We start from the raw sequence: 17,838 nt of genomic DNA, 5'->3' as shown, positions 1-17,838 counted from the left end.
TCCTTTACTGCCCTTACCGGTCTCCTGGATACTCCGGTCAAGGATTCGCCGCACAGCGTCGCTTGCCTTGATTCCCTAATCATTCCCCACGTCGGCGGTTCCCGCCCCGACGTGGGGTTCGGCATGTCCTGAGCAGATGCTCGCCTCCGCATTGTCCACTCGATCAGAGGAAGTTCTGATGGCGGATGATAAGAAGCTCCTCGAGTATCTGAAGAAAGTGACGGCCGACCTCTACGACACGCGCGAGCGGCTGGCGAAAATGGAGGCGGTCGAACGCGAGCCGATCGCCATCGTCGGGATGGGCTGCCGTTTCCCCGGCGGGGCGGACGGACCCGATCGGTTCTGGGACCTGCTGGCCGCCGGAACGGACGCGATCAGCGAATTCCCCGGCGACCGGGGCTGGACGGGCGGATCCTCCTACGCCCAGCAGGGCGGATTCGTCCGGGACGTCGGCGGATTCGACGCGGACTTCTTCGGGATCAGCCCGCGTGAGGCCCTTGCGATGGACCCGCAGCAGCGGATGTTCCTTGAAGTGGCGTGGGAGGCGATCGAGCATTCCGGAACCGACCCCTCGACGTTGCGGGGCTCGCCGACCGGGGTCTTCGTGGGGGCCTCCTCGTCCGGATACGACGCGAGCTTGGCCGGCGGCGCTGGGGCGCAGGGATACCTCATCACCGGCAACTCGGCGGCCGTCGTCTCCGGCCGGGTCTCGTACGTGCTGGGTCTGGAAGGCCCTGCGGTGACGGTGGACACGGCGTGTTCGTCGTCGCTGGTGGCGTTGCATTTGGCGTGTGGGGCGCTGCGTGCGGGGGAGTGTTCGATGGCGCTCGCCGGTGGTGTGGCGGTGATGGTGACGCCGGGTGCGTATGCGGAGTTCGATCGGCAGGACGGGTTGGCGTCGGATGGCCGGTGCAAGGCTTTCGCGGGCGGTGCGGACGGGATCGGGTGGGGCGAAGGCGCCGGCGTCCTGGTCCTGGAGCGCTTATCGATCGCCCGCCGCCTGGGGCACCGGGTGCTGGGCGTCATCGTGGGCTCTGCGATCAATCAGGACGGCGCGTCGAATGGCCTCACCGCCCCGAACGGACCCTCGCAGCAACGGGTGATCCGCGCGGCATTAGCGGCCGCACGTTTGTCGGTCACCGATGTGGACGCCGTTGAAGCACACGGAACCGGCACGAGATTAGGCGATCCGATCGAGGCCCAGGCATTGCTGGCGACCTATGGGCAGGGTCGGTCCGCGCCGTTACGGATCGGGTCGGTGAAGTCGAACATCGGCCACGCGCAGTGCGCCGCCGGTGTGGCCGGGGTGATCAAGGCGGTCCTGTGCCTGACGCATGAGGAGTTACCCGCGACATTGCACGTGGACGAGCCGACGCCCGAGGTCGATTGGTCATCCGGCCGCGTGGAACTGGTGCGGGATGCCCATCCGTGGCCCATCGACGAGAACCGACTGCGTCGCATGGGCGTATCGGCGTTCGGGGTGAGCGGAACCAATGTCCATTTGATCGTCGAAGAGGCCAGTTCAGCGGCTACTGAAGACGAAGAGGGTGGTCAGGACGTCGATTTCGGCATGGCCGAGGGCGATGAACCTTCCGGTCATGCCGAAGTCATCGACCGCCCGGTACCAGTGCTGACCGGTGCGTCTCCGGTGTGGTTGGTGTCAGGGCGTACCGCTGGTGGCTTGGCTGCGCAGGCGGGGCGGTTGCGAGAGTTCGTGGTGGCGCGGCCTGGGTTGGGTGCCGTGGATGTGGGTTGGTCGCTGGCTGCGACGCGGTCGGTGTTCGAGCACCGGGCCGTGGTGGTGGGCGGTGTGCGGGACGAACTGGTGGCGGGGCTTGCGGCGGTCGCGTCCGGCCAACCTTCTCCCCGGGTGGTGACGGGAGCCGTTCCGACGGGTGGCGGCGCGGGTCGAGCGGTGCTCGTTTTTCCTGGTCAAGGGTCGCAGTGGGTGGGGATGGGCCGTGAGCTGGCGGCGTCGTCTCCGGTGTTCGCGGCGCGGTTGGCCGAGTGCGCGGAGGCATTGGTGCCTTACGTGGATTGGTCACTGCGGGACGTGCTCGCCGGTGCCGATGGTGCGCCCGGTCTGGACACGGCCGACGTCGTCCAGCCGGCCTTATGGGCGGTGATGGTGTCGCTCGCGGCGGTGTGGGAAGCGGTGGGTGTGCGCCCGGATGCGCTGGTCGGGCACAGCCAAGGCGAGATCGCGGCTGCCTGCGTTGCCGGGATCCTGTCGCTGGACGATGCCGCCAAGGTGGTGGCGCTGCGGAGCAAAGCGCTGACCGCTCTGGCCGGTCGTGGCGGGATGCTGTCGGTCGCCGAGTCGGCTTCGCGCGTACGGGAACGGTTGGCGGGATTCGGCGGGCGGTTGTCGGTGGCGGCGGTGAACGGTCCGGCGGCGACGGTGGTGTCGGGAGAGCCCGCTGCGCTGCAGGAACTGGCGGTCGCGTGCGAAGCGGAGGCGGTGCGCACTCGTCTGCTGCCGGTGGACTACGCCTCACACAGTGCCCAAGTGGAGACGATCGAGCGGGAGATTCTGGCTGCGCTGGACGGGATCGTCCCTGGTCGGGCGCGGGTGCCGATGGTGTCGGCGATGACCGGCGAGTTCCTGGACGGTCCCGAGCTTGATGCGTCGTATTGGTACGCGAGCCTGCGCGCGACGGTGGAGTTCGATCGGGCGGTTCGGGTTCTGGGTGAGGCCGGGCATCGGGTGTTCGTGGAGGTCTCGCCGCATCCGGTGCTGGTGTCGGCGATCATCGACACGTTGGAGGCTTCGGGGGCCGAAGGTCCGACCGTGGCCATCGGGACGTTGCGGCGTGATGACGGCGGAGCCGACCGTTTGGTGTCGTCGCTGGCCGAGGCACATGTGCAGGGCGCGTCGGTGGACTGGACGAGCGTGCTGCCCGCCGGGCAGAAGGTCGAACTCCCCACGTACGCCTTCCAGCACCAGCGCTACTGGCTGCAAGGTCTCCAGGCGCTCGCTCTGGCGGTGACCACCGCGGGTGCGGACGTCCAAGAAATGCTCCGCGCGCTGGCCGGTGACCAGCGGCTCCTCGGCGAGATCATGCCGATCGTGGCGTCGTGGGGCACCCGCGACTCCGAAGAGTCGCTCCTGGAGAGCTGGCGCTACCGCATCTCGTGGTCTCCGCTGAGCGCCCCCGGTCCGGCCCGGCTGACCGGAACGTGGCTCCTGGCCGTCCCTGCCGGAACGGCCGGCCAGCAGTTCACCGATGCCTGCGCCGATGCCCTGACCGTCCACGGCGCCCGGGTCGTCCCCGTCGAAATCCCGACCGGCACGTCTCGTAGCGCCCTGGCTACCCAGATCTCCGAGGCCGTCCAGGCACCAGAAGGCATCGTGACGCCCGGAATCAAGGGAGTCGTGTCACTGCTGGCCACCGACGAGGAGCCCTTGGCCGAGTCGCCTGCGGTGACCGTAGGTCTGGCTGGGACGCTGCGGCTGGTCCAAGCGCTGGGCGATGCCGGGGTCGACGCGCCGCTGTGGGCCGTGACGCACGGGGCCGTCGGCGTGGCGGACGAGGCGCCGGCCCGTCCCGTCCAGGCGCAGGTGTGGGGGCTGGGGCGGGTCGCGGGCCTGGAGCACGCGGACCGATGGGGCGGCCTGATCGACCTGCCGGAGGCCCTGGACGAGCAGGCCGCCGCCCGGTTGTGCGAGGTGCTGGCGGGATGCGGCGAGGACCAGGTCGCGGTCAGGCCGTTGGGTCTGTGGGCGCGCCGACTGGTCCGGGCGGCCGCGCGGGACGACGGCGTCCCCGGCTGGACGCCGCGCGGCACCGTGCTGGTCACCGGCGCCACCGGCTCGATCGGCCCGCATCTGGTGCGGTGGCTGGCCGGGCGCGGCGCGCCGAATCTGCTGCTGCCCAGCCGGACGGGCCCGGCGGCCTTCGGTGTCGCCGGGCTGGCGGCGGAGCTGGCCATGGCCGGTACCGGCGTCAGCATGATCGCCTGCGATGTCGCGGAACGCGACCAGGTGGCCGGGCTGCTGGACTGGTTCGAGGCCACCGGTCCATCGCTTCGCACCGTGCTGCACGCGGCCAACGCGGTGCACCTGATGCCCCTCGACCGCACCGAACCCTCCGACCTCGCGGAGGCGCTGGGCGCCAAGGCCGCCGGTGCCCGCTGGCTGGACGAGCTGACCGCCGACCGGGACCTCGACGACTTCGTGCTGTTCTCCTCGATCGCCGCGACCTGGGGCGGCGCCGAGCACGGCGCGTACGCGGCCGCGAACGCCCATCTCGACGCTCTCGCGCTCGCCCGCCGCGCCCGCGGGCTCCCGGCAACGTCGGTGGCCTGGGGCGTGTGGCAGACGTGGGACGCGCCCGAGGATGAAGCCGACCTGCCGCCGATGGTCCGCTGGCTGCAACGGCAGGGCATGCGCTTCCTCGCCCCGGACCGAGCGCTCGCGACGCTCGGCCAAGCGCTGGCGGACGACGAGACGTTCGTCGCCGTCGCCGACGTCGACTGGACCAGGTTCGCACCCGTCTTCAGCGCCGCCCGTCCCGCGCCGCTGCTGGACGAGATTCCCGAGGTGGCCCGACCGGCGGCGGCCGGCCCCGCGCAGGCGGAGGAACCCGAAGGTGAACTCGCGGCCCGCCTGCGGGCGCTGCCGCAGGCCGAGCGGGAGCGGACGGCGGCGGACCTGGTCCGGCAGCACGCGGCGGCCGTGCTGGGGCACGACTCCATGCAGGCGGTGGACGCGGCCCGCGCCTTCCGTGACATGGGTTTCGACTCGCTGACCGCTGTGGAGCTGCGGAACAGGCTGAACGCGGCGACCGGATTACGGCTGCCGTCCACGGTCGTGTTCGACCACCCGTCCGCTGTGGCGCTTGCTCGGCGGATCGTCGCGCAACTCCTCGGCGCCCCGCAGGAGACCACTCCGGTCCCGGCCGGCGCGGTCGACCCCGCGGAACCGATCGCGATCGTCGGGATGGGCTGCCGGCTCCCCGGCGGGGTGGACGGCCCCGAGCGGCTGTGGGAGCTGCTGATCGCCGGCGACGACGCGATCTCGGGATTCCCGGCGGACCGCGGTTGGGACATCGCGGGACTGTACAGCGCCGACCCCGGCCGTCCAGAGTCGCCGCACGCGGGCCGCGGCGGGTTCGTGACAGGAGCGGCCGACTTCGACGCCGCGTTCTTCGGCATCAGCCCCCGCGAGGCCCTCGCGATGGACCCGCAACAGCGGCTCCTGCTGGAGGTGTCGTGGGAGGCGCTGGAGCGCGCGGGCATCGACCCGCACTCGCTGAAAGGGTCCTCGACGGGCGTTTTCGCGGGCGCACCCCCGTCCGGGTACGGCGCCGGGCTGGACGGCTCCGAAGGGCACCTGATCACCGGGAACGTCCCGAGCGTGATCTCCGGCCGGGTGTCGTACACGCTCGGACTCGAAGGTCCCGCGGTCAGCCTGGACACCGCGTGCTCGTCGTCCCTGGTCGCCCTGCATCTGGCGGGCCAATCGCTGCGGTCCGGCGAGTGTTCCCTCGCGCTGGCCGGAGGCGTGATGGTCATGGCCGCGCCCGAAGAGTTCGTCGGATTCTCCCGGCAGGGAGCGCTCGCGGCCGACGGACGGTGCAAGGCGTTCTCCGCCTCGGCCGACGGGATGGGCCTCGCCGAAGGCGCCGGCGTCCTGCTGCTCGAACGGCTCTCCGACGCGCACCGCAACGGGCACCCGGTCCTCGCCGTGCTGGTCGGCAGCGCGATCAACCAGGACGGCGCCTCCAACGGGCTGACCGCCCCCAACGGCCCGTCCCAGCAGCGCGTCATCCGGGCGGCACTGGCCAACGCCCGCCTTTCGGCCGACCAGGTGGACATGGTGGAAGCCCATGGCACCGGGACCACGCTCGGCGACCCGATCGAGGCGCAGGCGCTCCTGGCCGCCTACGGGCAGGACCGTCCCGAAGACCGTCCGCTCTGGCTCGGCTCGCTCAAGTCGAACATCGGCCACACCCAGCAGGCCGCAGGGGTGGCCGGGGTGATCAAAACCGTCCTGGCGCTCCAGCACCGGACCCTTCCCCGCACCCTCCACGCCGACGAACCGACCCCGCACGTCGACTGGTCCGCCGGTCGCGTCCGCCTCCTGACCGAGACCGTCCCCTGGCCCACCGTCGCCCACCCTCGTCGCGCAGGCATCTCCGCCTTCGGCATCAGCGGCACCAACGCACACGTCATCCTGCAAGAACCCCCGTCTCCGCCGTCCGTCCCCGACCCTGCTGGCGACGATCCGCCGCAGTCCCTTCCCGTCCTGACCGGTATGCCCGGCGAAAGGAGCCTGGCCTGGGCGGTCTCGGGACGCACCACCGGCGGGCTGGCGGCCCAGGCCGAGCGGTTGCTGACGCACCTGCGGGCGCGGCCGGACGCGCAGGCGTCGGACGTGGCCTGGTCGCTGGTCACCACACGGTCTGCGTTCGAGCACCGCGCCGTCGTCATCGGCGACGAGCGGGAGGAACTGCTGGAGGGACTGTCGGCGGTGGCGGAGCGACGCGCTGCGGCCGAGGTCGTGACCGGCGCGGTTCCGGTGGGCGGCGCCGGCCGGGTGGTGTTCGTTTTCCCTGGTCAGGGTTCGCAGTGGGTGGGGATGGGCCGGGACTTGGCGGCGTCGTCTCCGGTGTTCGCGGCGCGGTTGGCCGAGTGCGGGGCGGCCTTGGCGCCGTTCGTTGATTGGTCGCTGCAGGACGTGCTGTTCGGTGCGAACGGCGCGCCTGGTCTGGAGACCGCCGATGTCGTCCAGCCGGTGTTGTGGGCGGTGATGGTGTCGCTGGCGGCGGTGTGGGAGGCGGCCGGGGTTCGGCCGGATGCGGTGGTCGGGCATTCACAGGGCGAGATCGCGGCTGCCTGCGTGGCGGGGATCTTGGCCCTGGAGGATGCCGCGCGGGTGGTGGCGCTGCGAAGTAAGGCGCTGACCGTTCTTGCCGGTCGTGGCGGCATGCTGTCGGTCGCTGAACCGGCAGAGCTGGTGGGGGAGCGGTTGTCGGCGTGGGGTGAGCGGCTGTCGATAGCGGCGGTGAACGGGCCTGCGGCGACGGTGGTGTCGGGTGCTCCGGACGCCCTGAAGGAGTTGGCCGCCACCTGTTCGCAGGAGGATGTGCGGACGCGGTTGTTGCCGGTGGACTATGCCTCGCACAGCGCCCAGGTGGAGGCCATCGAGCAGGACATCTTGGACGTCCTGGAGGGCGTCACACCGTCACAGGCGCAGATACCCATGGTCTCGGCGATGACCGGCGAGTTCCTCAACGGGCCTGAACTCGACGCGTCCTACTGGTACGCGAGCCTGCGCGCGACCGTCGAGTTCGATCGTGCAGTCCGCGTCTTAGGCGAAGCTGGGCACCGAGTCTTCGTCGAGGTCTCGCCGCATCCGGTGCTGACCGCCGCGATCACCGAGACGCTGGAGGACACGCCAAGCGACGGCCCGTCCGGCATCAAGGCACTCGGAACGCTGCGCCGCGACGACGGGGGCCCGGCCCGTCTGCTGCTCTCCTTGGCCGAGGCCCACGTGTCCGGAGCAAGCGTGGATTGGACGACGGTCCTGCCTCCCGGGCGTCAGATCGAGCTTCCGACCTACGCCTTTCAGCGTCGTCGCTTCTGGCCCGCGCCGCCCGCATCGGCAGCGCCGGAATCCGCCATCGCCTCCTGGCGCTACGAGGTCTCCTGGCTTCCCGTCCCAGAACCGTCCGCGCGGTCGCTGACAGGAAACTGGCTGGTGGTGACGTCTGGCGGAGCGGCGGAAGACGAGCCGTTACGAGAATCCTTGGCTGCATACGGCGCTCGAATCGTGATGGTCGAGACCGGCGGTGAGGTGGACCGGCGGCAGCTGGCCGAGCAGCTTGCCCAAGCGATGAAGACCGTAGGCGCGCCGGTGTCGGGCGTGCTCTCGTTGCTCGCCTTGGACGAGACACCGGTGCCGGACTTCCCGGTGGTCACGGCAGGGCTGGCGGGGACGCAGGCGCTGGTGCAAGCCCTAGGCGACGCGGGGATCGAGGCGCCGCTGTGGGTGCTGACACGCGGTGCGGTCGCTGTGCCTGGCGAGGCACCGACCAGTCCGAGGCAGGCGCAGGTCTGGGGCCTTGGACGCGCCGCCGCGCTGGAGTGCCCGGAACGGTGGGGCGGCTTGATCGATCTGCCCTCCGGGCTGGACGAGGCGACCGCCGCGCGGCTTTGCGGCGTGCTGGCCGGGTGCGGCGAGGACCAGGTGACGGTCCGCCCGGCCGGAATCATGGGACGCAGGCTGGGACGAGCGCCCCGGCCACGCGCCGGGACGCTCTGGACGCCGAAGGGAACCGCGCTGGTCACCGGCGGTACGGGGGCGATCGGGGGCCGGGTGGCGCGCTGGCTGGCCGGGCGGGGCGCGCCCCGGGTCGTCCTGGCCACCCGGTCCGGCCCGGCCGCGCGGGGAGCGGCCGCGCTGGCCGCGGACCTGGCGGAGTCGGGGACCACCGTGGACGTGGTCGCCGCCGATCTGGCCCGGCGCGCGGAGACCGCGGGGCTGCTGGACGGCATCGCCCGCAGCGGACCACCGCTGACCGCGGTGCTTCATGCGGCCGGGGTCGGGCAGGGCACCGCGTTGCAGGACGGCACGACCGAGGAACTGGCGCGGGTCCTGGCCGTCAAGACGGCCGGCGCCGCCCATCTGGACGAGCTGACCGGCGACCTCGACCTGGACGTCTTCGTCTTGTTCTCGTCGGTCTCGGCGACGTGGGGGAGTGCGCTGCAACCGGCCTACGCGGCGGCGAACGCGTACCTGGACGCTCTGGCTGAAAAGCGGCGGGCCGAAGGCCGGGCCGCCGCGTCGGTGGCCTGGGGTCTGTGGGGCGGCGGCGGCATGGGCGAAGGGGACGCCGGCGCGCGGCTCCAGCGTGTCGGGCTGCGCGTCATGGATCCGGACCTGGCCGTCGCAGCGCTGGCGCAGGTGGTGGACGCGGGCGAGGGCGCGATCACGGTTGCCGACGTGGACTGGGCGCGGTTCGCGCCGGTCTTCACGCTGCGCAGGCCCAGCCCGCTGATCGCCGGGCTGCCCGAGGTGGCTCAGGTGTTGCACGCCGCGGCGGCCGAGGGAACCGGGGCCGATGACTCCGAAGGGGCCGATCTGCTCCGGCGGCTGACCGGGCTGCCGCCCGTGGAGCAGGACCGGGTGCTGGTCGGCCTGGTCCGTGCCGAGGCCGCCGCCGTCCTTGGCCATCCCTCCCCGGGCGCCGTGGAAGAGGACCGGGTCTTCCGCGATCTGGGCTGCGACTCCGTCATCGCCGTCGAGCTGCGGAACAGGCTGAACACCGCGACCGGGCTGCGCCTGCCCGCCACCCTCGTCTTCGACCACCCGACTCCGCGCGCGGTCGCGACGCTCGTCCGGGACGAGTTGCTGGGCGCGCGACCCGAGGCCCCAGCGCAACCCACGGCCGTAGCGGCGCCGACGGACGGAGATCCGATCGCGATCGTGGCGATGAGCTGCCGCTATCCAGGCGGGGTCCGTGACCCGGAGGGGCTGTGGGACCTTCTGGCGGCGGGCACCGACGCGATCTCGGCGTTCCCGCCCGATCGAGGCTGGGATGTCGGACCCGAGGCGTCGTACGCGCGGCTGGGCGGGTTCGTCCGCGACGCGGCGGAGTTCGACGCGGGGTTCTTCGGCATCAGCCCGCGCGAGGCCCTCGCCATGGACCCGCAGCAGCGCCTGTTCCTGGAGTCATCGTGGGAGGCGCTGGAGCGGGCGGGCATCCTCCCGCGCTCGCTGCGCGGCTCGAAGACCGGAGTGTTCGCCGGGGCGGCGTTCTCCGGATACGGCGTCGGCCAGGACGTGGCGGAGGGCTCCGAAGGCTATCTGCTCACCGGGAACGCGACCGCCGTGATCTCCGGGCGGGTGTCGTACGCGTTCGGATTGGAGGGGCCTGCGGTCACAGTGGACACGGCGTGTTCGTCGTCGCTGGTGGCGTTGCATCTGGCCTGTCAGGCGCTGCGGTCGGGCGAGTGCTCGCTAGCGCTGGCCGGTGGTGTCGCGGTGATGGCGACACCCGGAGCGTTCACGGAGTTCGCCAAGCAGCAGGGGTTGGCGGCCGATGGTCGGTGCAAGTCGTTCGCCGGCGCGGCGGACGGCACCGGGTGGGCTGAGGGCGTCGGTGTGCTGGTGGTCGAGCGGCTGTCGGATGCCCGGCGCCACGGACATCAGGTGTTAGCGCTGGTGGCGGGCAGTGCGGTCAACCAGGACGGCGCTTCGAACGGGCTCACGGCTCCGAACGGCCCGTCGCAGCAGCGAGTGATCCGATCCGCCTTGGCGAATGCGGGACTCTCAGCCGGCGACGTCGACGTGGTGGAAGCGCACGGAACCGGCACCACGCTGGGCGACCCGATCGAAGCCCAGGCCGTGCTGGCCACCTACGGGCAGGACCGTCCTGAAGACAACCCGCTTTGGCTCGGCTCGGTGAAATCGAACATCGGGCACGCCCAGTGCGCCGCAGGCGTGGCTGGTGTCATCAAGATGGTGCTGGCGCTGCAGCATCAGGAACTGCCGCGGACGTTGCACGTGGACGAACCATCTCCGCACGTCGACTGGTCGTCCGGGGCAGTGTCCCTGCTGACCTCGCCCATCCCCTGGCCCGCCGACGGACGACCACGGCGCGCAGGAGTGTCGGCCTTCGGAGTCGGCGGCACCAACGCCCACGCCATCCTGCAGGAGGCCCCGCCCACCGATGAGCCCGGGCGGAGACCCCCTGACCGCGAGTCGGCGCCGCTGATTCCGCCGCCGCTGGCCTGGGCCGTGTCGGGGCATTCGAAGGCCGGGCTGAAAGCGCAGGCCGCGCGGTTGGCCGAGTTCGTCTCCGCCTGCCCGGACGTGGACCCCGGCGATGTCGGATGGTCGCTGGTGACCACCAGGTCGTCGTTCCAGCACAGGGCGGTGGTGACGGGCTCGGACCACGACGGTCTGCTGGCCGGACTGTCGGCGGTGGCGTCCGGGCAGTCGGCGTCCGGCGTCGCGGCAGGCTCGGCGTCCTCCGGCGGACGGATCGGGTTCGTTTTCGCTGGCCAGGGCGCGCAACGGGCCGGGATGGGCCGGGACCTGTACGCGGCCAGCCCCGCCTTCGCCGAAGCGTTCGACCAGGTGAGCGCCGCCCTGGAGGCGGAGCTGAGTCTGCCCGTCGCCGAGGTGGTGCTGGCCCGCCCAACCAGCGAGCTGGCCGAGCTGGCGCATCGGACGGTGTTCGCACAGGCGAGCCTCTTCGCGATGGAGGTGGCGCTGGCGCGGTTGCTGGAAGCGTGCGGAGTCGGGCGGGACGCGGTGGCCGGGCATTCAGTCGGGGAGATCGCGGCGGCCCACGTGGCCGGGGTGCTGTCGCTGCCGGACGCCTGCCGGCTGGTGGCCGCCCGAGGCCGGTTGATGGAGGCGTTGCCGGGCGGCGGAGCAATGGTGGCGGTGGCCGCCGGAGAAGAGGAGATGACCGCCGCTCTGGAGGGGCGGGCGGGAGTCGGCATCGCAGCAGTGAACGGACCGGAAGCGCTCGTGATCTCCGGTGACGAGGACGCGGTCACGCGGGTCGCAGAGGAGTGGCGGCAGCGCGGGCGGCGGACACGGCGCCTGCGCGTGAGCCATGCGTTCCATTCGGCGCGGATGGATCCGGTGCTGGCGGACCTGCGCGAGGTCGCGGAGGGGTTGTCATACGAGGCGCCGCGGCTGGCATGGGCAGGGGCGCTGACCGGCGAGCCGGTGACCGAGCCCGGTCCCGGGTACTGGCCTGCGCAAGCGCGGCGACCCGTTCGGTTCGGCGACGCGGTCGCGACGCTGGCGGCCCAGGGCGTGACCGTCTTCCTGGAGATCGGTCCGGACGGGATGCTGTCGGCGCTCGGGCCCGCGGCTCTGCCCGCCGGTGCCAACGCCGCGTTCCTTCCGCTGCTGCGTCCCGACAGGCCCGCACGGACGACGGTGCTCGACGCGCTCGCCGAGGCCCATGTGCGCGGCGCGGCGGTCGACTGGCCGCGGGTCCTGGGCGGTGGCCGACGGACGGACCTGCCCACGTACGCCTTCCAGCACGAGCGGTACTGGCCGCGTCCCGCCCGGCCGGCGGGGGACGTCGCCTCGGCAGGGCTGGCCGCCGCCGGGCACCCGCTGCTGAGCGCGATGGTCGAGCTGCCCGAGGGCGACGGACTGATCTTCACCGGCCGCCTGTCGGCACGGGATCAGCCGTGGCTGGCCGACCACGTCGTGGCGGGGTCGGTGCTGGTGCCGGGCACCGCCTTCGTGGAACTGGCGATCAGGGCCGGCGACCAGGTCGGATGCGGGCACGTCGAGGAGCTGGTGCAGGAGGCGCCGCTGGTGCTGGCCGCCGACGGCGCGGTCCGGCTCCAGGTCAGGGTCGGGAGCCCGGAGGAGGACGGGCGCCGCGCCGTCGAGGTGCACGCCAGGCCCGCCGGCGCGGCCGCGGGCACCCCGTGGATCCGCCATGCCGGCGGCCTGCTCGCCCCGGACAGAGCGCGGCACGACACCGCCGAGACCGCGGACCTGCGGGCCTGGCCTCCCGAGGGGGCCGTCCCGGTGCCGGTGGACGGCTTCTACGAGCGGATGGCCGAGGACGGGTACCGGTACGGGCCCGCGTTCCACGGCCTGCGGGCGGGCTGGCGGCGCGGTGCGGAGATCTTCGCCGAGATCGCTCTGCCGTCCACCGAGGACCCGGCCGGGTTCGTCCTGCACCCGGCGCTTCTCGATGCGGCGCTGCACACCCCCCGCCTGGCGATGCCCGACACGCCTGCGAGCGCCGAGGGCCCCGGGCTGGGGATCCCGTTCGCGTGGCGCGGGGTGTCGCTGCACAGGTCGGGGGCTTCGGTGCTGCGGGTCCGGCTGACCTGGGACGACGACGATCGGCTGTCCCTCACCGCCGCCGACGGCACGGGTTCGCCCGTGGCGTCGGTCGGGTCGCTGGTGCTGCGGCCGGTCACGGCGGAACGTCTGACGGCGGCCCGGCTCGGACCACAGGACGCGCTGTTCGGCCTGGAATGGACCCCGGTCTCAGACGGACGTGGGCAAGGAACACACCGATGGGCGGTGGCGGGGCCCGACCCGTTCGGCCTGGTGCCGGAACTGGCGGCGTCCGGCGCGGACGTGCGGACCTTCCCCGACTTTGAGTCCATGCCGGACACCGCCGACGCTGTCCTCGTCTGCGCCGGACAGGCCGCCGCGAACGAAACGGGCGACGTCGGCCGCTCGGTGAGCGATGTCCTGGCAGCGGTGCAGGAATGGTTGCGGCGCGACCGGCCTGCGGAGTCCCGGCTGATCGTGGTGACTCGCGGCGCCATCGCGGCACGTGTCGGAGAGAGCGTGGCGGACATGGCCGCCGCGGCCGCGTGGGGCCTGGTGAGGTCCGCGCAGTCGGAGAACCCAGGCCGACTGCTGCTGGTCGACCTGCCCGACGGCGCTGCGCCGCACGATCTCGCGGGTGCGCTGGCGGCGGCCTTGGACAGCGCCGAACCCGAGGTGGCGATCCGCGACGGCGCCGTCCTCGGGCGCCGTCTGACGCGCCCGCCCGTGCGCGCCGCCGACGCCGACGCAGATCGGTACGGCCACGGGACCGTACTGATCACGGGTGGGACCGGGACGCTGGGCGGCCTGGTGGCGCGGCATCTGACGTCCACGCAGGTGAGCCGGCTGGTGCTGGCGGGCCGATCGGGGCCGGCCGCGCCGGGCGTCGCCGTTCTGGCCGCGGACATCGCCGGCCGCGGCTGCGACCTCCAGGTGGCCGCCTGCGATGCCGCCGACCGGGCGGCGCTCGCCGGCCTCATCGCCGGCATCCCGGGGGACGTCCCGCTGAGCGGCGTGATCCACGCGGCCGGGGTACTCGATGACGGCGTGATCAGCGCGCTCACCCCGGCGCGGGTCGAGGCGGTGCTCCGGCCGAAGGCGTACGGGGCGTGGCACCTTCACGAGCTGACCCGGGACCTGGACCTGCGGGCGTTCGTGCTGTTCTCCTCGATCGCGGCCTCGGTCGGCAGCACCGGCCAGGGCGGGTATGCGGCGGCGAACGCGTTCCTGGACGCGCTTGCCGCCCGCCGGCGCGCGGCCGGCCTGCCCGCCACCTCGGTCCAGTGGGGCCTGTGGGCCGATCCAAGCACCATGACCCGCCGCCCGAACGGGGACGACGCCGCGGCGAGCACCCGCCTGGCGGGCACCGGGATGACCGCGCTGACGGCGGAGGACGGCTTGGCGCTGCTGGACCGCGCAGTGGCCGGGGACGAGGCGTTGCTGGTGGCGGCGCGGCTCGACCCGGAGTTCCTGCGCTCGACGGCGCGGACCGGGTCGCTGCCCCCGCTGCTGCACAGCCTGGCCGGCCCGCCCGCCCGTCCGCGAGCCGCGGTGGCCGGTGACGCGGGCCCGCCGCTACGCGAACGGCTGGCCCGATCCGGCCCGGACGAGCGGGCGCGGCTGCTGCTCGACCTGGTGCGGCGCGAGGCGGCCCTCGTGCTCGGGCACGACTCACCGGACGGCGTCGACCCGGAGGCGGGCTTCCTCGGCCAGGGGTTCGACTCGATGACCGCGGTGATCCTGCGCAACCGCCTGGCCGACGCGACCGGTCTGCGCCTTCCCGGCACGGCCGTGTTCGACCACCCCACCCCGGCCCGGCTGGCGGAGTCCCTGGGGGACCGCCTATCGAGCCGAGCCGAAGGGGCCGACCGGCCGGATCGCAGCCGCTACGTGGCCGCCAGCGGCCCCGTAGCGGTGAGAACCGAAATGCCGGTGGCCGCACTGTACGAACAGGCGGCCAGAACCGGCAGAACGGAGGAGGCGCTGCGGCTGATCGTTGGCCTCGCCGCGTTCCGTCCGGTATTTTCGACTCGATCCGAACTGAAGAACGTCCCGTACCCCTTGCCGGTAGCGCGGGGATCGGCCGAGCCTGGCCTCATTTGTTTCCCTTCCTTTGTCGGCAGATCGGGAGTACGGGAATACGCGCGGTTCGCCGGCGCATTCGGCGGGCGCCGCGAGGTGTCCGTCCTGCCGGCGCCGGGATTCGTGGCCGGCGAACCATTGGCCGCTTCCATCGACGCACTCGTCGCCGTGCACGTCGCCAATATCTGCAGATCCGTGAACGGTGGGCCGTTCGTGCTGGCCGGGCACTCGACCGGGGGCCTCATAGCGCACGTCATGGCCGCTCACCTGGCCGGAAGCGGGGCCGTTCCGGCGGGGGTGGTCCTCTTGGACACCTATTCGCTCGGCACCCCGGGAACGCCGGGCGGTCTGGCTATGAACACCGCGCTCGAAGAACTCGTGAACGGCAGGGTGCTGGCTGATATCGGGCAGCGGGAAGAGGCCGGTGACGACGCCTGGCTCACGGCGATGGCGCATTACTTCGCACTGGACTGGGGCGGTGCGATGCAGGAGACTTCCCTACCGACACTGCTGGTCCGGGCCGAGGAGACGACGGCCGGCCCGGACGGGGCCGGCGCACCGCGGAGACATTCCTGGTCGTTCGCGAGCAGCCTCACCGTCGTCGATGTGCCCGGAGACCATTTCACCATGATGGGAGAACACGCCGCGACGACCGTGCGGGCCGTCGACGCATGGCTCGACCAGCTGCCAAGGAGACCCGATGGAAACTGATCAGGCCGATTACCGCATCGCCGTCCTGGGCGGCGGGGTCATGGGCACGAACATCGCGACGCTGGCCCTGGGGCACGGCGCCCCCGTCGTCCTGGTCGACCTCGACGACGCCCTGCTGGCCGAGGCGCGCACGACGATCCGCCAGAAGCTGCGGCACGCCCGGCTCATGGGCGCGCTTCCGGACCGCCCGCAGGGCGAGCTGACGACCACCACGGCGCTGCCGGACGTCGCGGACGCCACGGTCGTCATCGAGGCGGTGACCGAGGTACCGGAGACCAAGACGAAAGTGCTGGCCGAGGTGTCGGGCACCGTCCGCCCCGGCACGACCGTCATCTCCAACACCTCCTGCATCCCGATCGACGAGATGGCCGAGGCCATGGCCCGGCCGGACGACCTCGTCGGCGTTCACTTCATGAATCCGGCGTACCTCATCACGATGGTGGAGATCATCAAGGGTCCGCGCACCGGCGAGCGGACGATGGAGTCGGTGACGGCCCTGCTGGCCTTCCTCGGACGCGACGGGCTGGTGGTGAACGACTCGCCCGGCTTCGTCATCAACCGGGTGCTGCACCCGCTGATCAACAGTGCGGCCCGGCTCGTCGAGGAGGGCGTCGCGTCCGCCGAGACGGTCGACGGGCTGCTGGAGGGCTGCCTCGGGCACGCGACGGGGCCGCTGCGCACCGCGGACCTGATCGGCATCGACAACCTGGTCGACTCGCTCAACGTGCTCTACGCGCGGACCGGGGAGGAGAGCTGCCGGCCGTCCGCGCTGATGCTGCGGAAGGTGCGCGACGGCGACCTCGGCCGCAAGTCCGGCCGGGGGTTCTACGACTACGGGAGCGTGATCTCATGACCGCCGAGCAGGCCGCCGAGGCGGCACCGATCTCCGCGCAGGCCGTGGAGGAGGCGCTGCTGGCCTTCCTGGCCGAGCGCATCAAGACCTCGGTCGCGGTGGACCAGGACCTGTTCGGCTCCGGGCTGGTCTCCTCGATGTTCGCCATGCAGCTGGTGGTGCACCTGGAGGAGGCCTACGACATCGCGATCATCGGCCCGGAGCTGAAGCTCGACAACTTCCGGACCGTCCAGGCGATGACCGCCCTGGTGCTGCGGCTGAGCGCGGCCCGCGATGGCTGACGCGCTGGCCGATGAGCGGGCGTTCGTCGGAGAGCTCGTCGGCGACCGCCCGGCCGCCTGGGACCTGGCCGGCGAGCTGCCGGTCGAACTGCTGCAGAAGCTCGGCGCCAAGGGGATCCTGTGCGCGGAGGTCCCCGCGGCGTTCGGCGGCCTCGGTGCGGGAAGCCTCGACAACGGCGAGCTCACCGCCTACGTCGGCGGCCTGTGCAGCTCGCTGCGCAGCATCATGACCTCGCAGGGCATCGCGGCCTGGACGGTGCGGCGGTTCGGCGACCGCGAGCAGCGCCGCCGCCTGCTCGCCGACCTGACCGGCGGGCGGCTGGCGGCGGTCGCCTTCAGCGAGCCCGAGGCGGGCAGCGACCTGTCGGCGATGCGGACCCGGATCAGCCCGGACGGTGGCGGGGTGGTCGTCGACGGCCGCAAGAAGTGGGTGACCGGCGCCCGCTACGCCGACCTGCTGGTCGTCCTCGGCCGGCACGGCGACGGCGCCGCCGCCGTCGTGGTCCCGGCCGACGCCCCCGGCGTCCACGTGGAGCCGATCGCGGCGCCGCTGGGGTGCCGTGCGGGCGGGCACGCCAACGTCCGGTTGGAGGGCGTGCGGCTGCCCGCGTCGTCCGTGCTGGGCGGCGGCGGGCAGCCGCTGTCGATGCTGTTCACGACGGCGCTGACGTACGGGCGGATGTCGGTCGCGTGGGGCTGCGTCGGGATCATCCGGGCCTGCCTGGAGAGCGCGACCGGCCACACCAAGCACCGCAGGCAGTCCGGCCGGCCGCTCGCCGGCCACCAGCTCGTCGCCGGGCAGCTGGCCGACCTGCTGGTGGCCGAGCAGGTCTCGACGCGGGTCTGCGAGCACGCCAGCCGGGCCTGGGAGTCCGGCTCGCCCGACCTGGTCATCGAGGCGGTGCTGGCCAAGCACGTCAGCGCGGGCCACGCCGCGCGCAGCGCCGCGACCGCCGTCCAGCTGCTGGCGTCGGCGGGCGCCGAGGACGGCCACACCGCCGCCCGCGCGTACCGGGACGCGAAGCTCATGGAGATCATCGAGGGCAGCAACGAGATCTGCCGGCTGATCCTCGCCGACCACGCCCTGGCCGGCGTCGACTGAACCGGCCCGTTTCCGCCGTGCCGGAATCCTG

General features: G+C 72.6%; 4 protein-coding genes. All 4 read left to right on the top strand.

Annotated features, from left to right (window positions below):
- Positions 1-178: 178 nt before the first annotated feature.
- The 4 genes from J4709_RS04945 to J4709_RS04930 are packed head-to-tail and all read left to right on the top strand — an operon-like array spanning position 179 to position 17,807.
- The gene (locus J4709_RS04945; protein ID WP_208237409.1) at positions 179-15,571 is read left to right on the top strand and encodes a type I polyketide synthase; all 15,393 of its coding nucleotides are present in this window, start codon (positions 179-181) and stop codon (positions 15,569-15,571) included.
- The gene (locus tag J4709_RS04940; protein ID WP_208237403.1) at positions 15,561-16,424 is read left to right on the top strand and encodes a 3-hydroxyacyl-CoA dehydrogenase family protein; all 864 of its coding nucleotides are present in this window, start codon (positions 15,561-15,563) and stop codon (positions 16,422-16,424) included. The genes J4709_RS04945 and J4709_RS04940 overlap by 11 nt, the downstream gene beginning before the upstream one ends.
- A complete protein-coding gene (locus J4709_RS04935; RefSeq protein ID WP_208237401.1) occupies positions 16,421-16,705 on the top strand; it encodes an acyl carrier protein in 285 nt (94 codons plus the stop codon). Before J4709_RS04940 ends, J4709_RS04935 begins: the two co-directional genes overlap by 4 nt.
- Positions 16,698-17,807: an acyl-CoA dehydrogenase family protein gene (locus J4709_RS04930; RefSeq protein WP_208237399.1), complete on the top strand. Its 1,110-nt coding sequence runs from the start codon at positions 16,698-16,700 to the stop codon at positions 17,805-17,807. The genes J4709_RS04935 and J4709_RS04930 overlap by 8 nt, the downstream gene beginning before the upstream one ends.
- The last annotated feature ends 31 nt before the right edge of the window (positions 17,808-17,838 follow it).

This window comes from Actinomadura violacea, assembly GCF_017573465.1.
GTDB lineage: Bacteria > Actinomycetota > Actinomycetes > Streptosporangiales > Streptosporangiaceae > Spirillospora > Spirillospora violacea.
Note: the sequence above shows the minus strand (reverse complement) of the source record. Positions and strands in the feature narration are given on the sequence as shown.

Coding starts and splice junctions, on each gene's coding strand:
- J4709_RS04940 (WP_208237403.1), top strand. CDS start 15,561: ATGGAAACTGATCAGGCCGATTACCGCATCGCCGTCCTGGGCGGCGGG.
- J4709_RS04945 (WP_208237409.1), top strand. CDS start 179: ATGGCGGATGATAAGAAGCTCCTCGAGTATCTGAAGAAAGTGACGGCC.
- J4709_RS04935 (WP_208237401.1), top strand. CDS start 16,421: ATGACCGCCGAGCAGGCCGCCGAGGCGGCACCGATCTCCGCGCAGGCC.
- J4709_RS04930 (WP_208237399.1), top strand. CDS start 16,698: ATGGCTGACGCGCTGGCCGATGAGCGGGCGTTCGTCGGAGAGCTCGTC.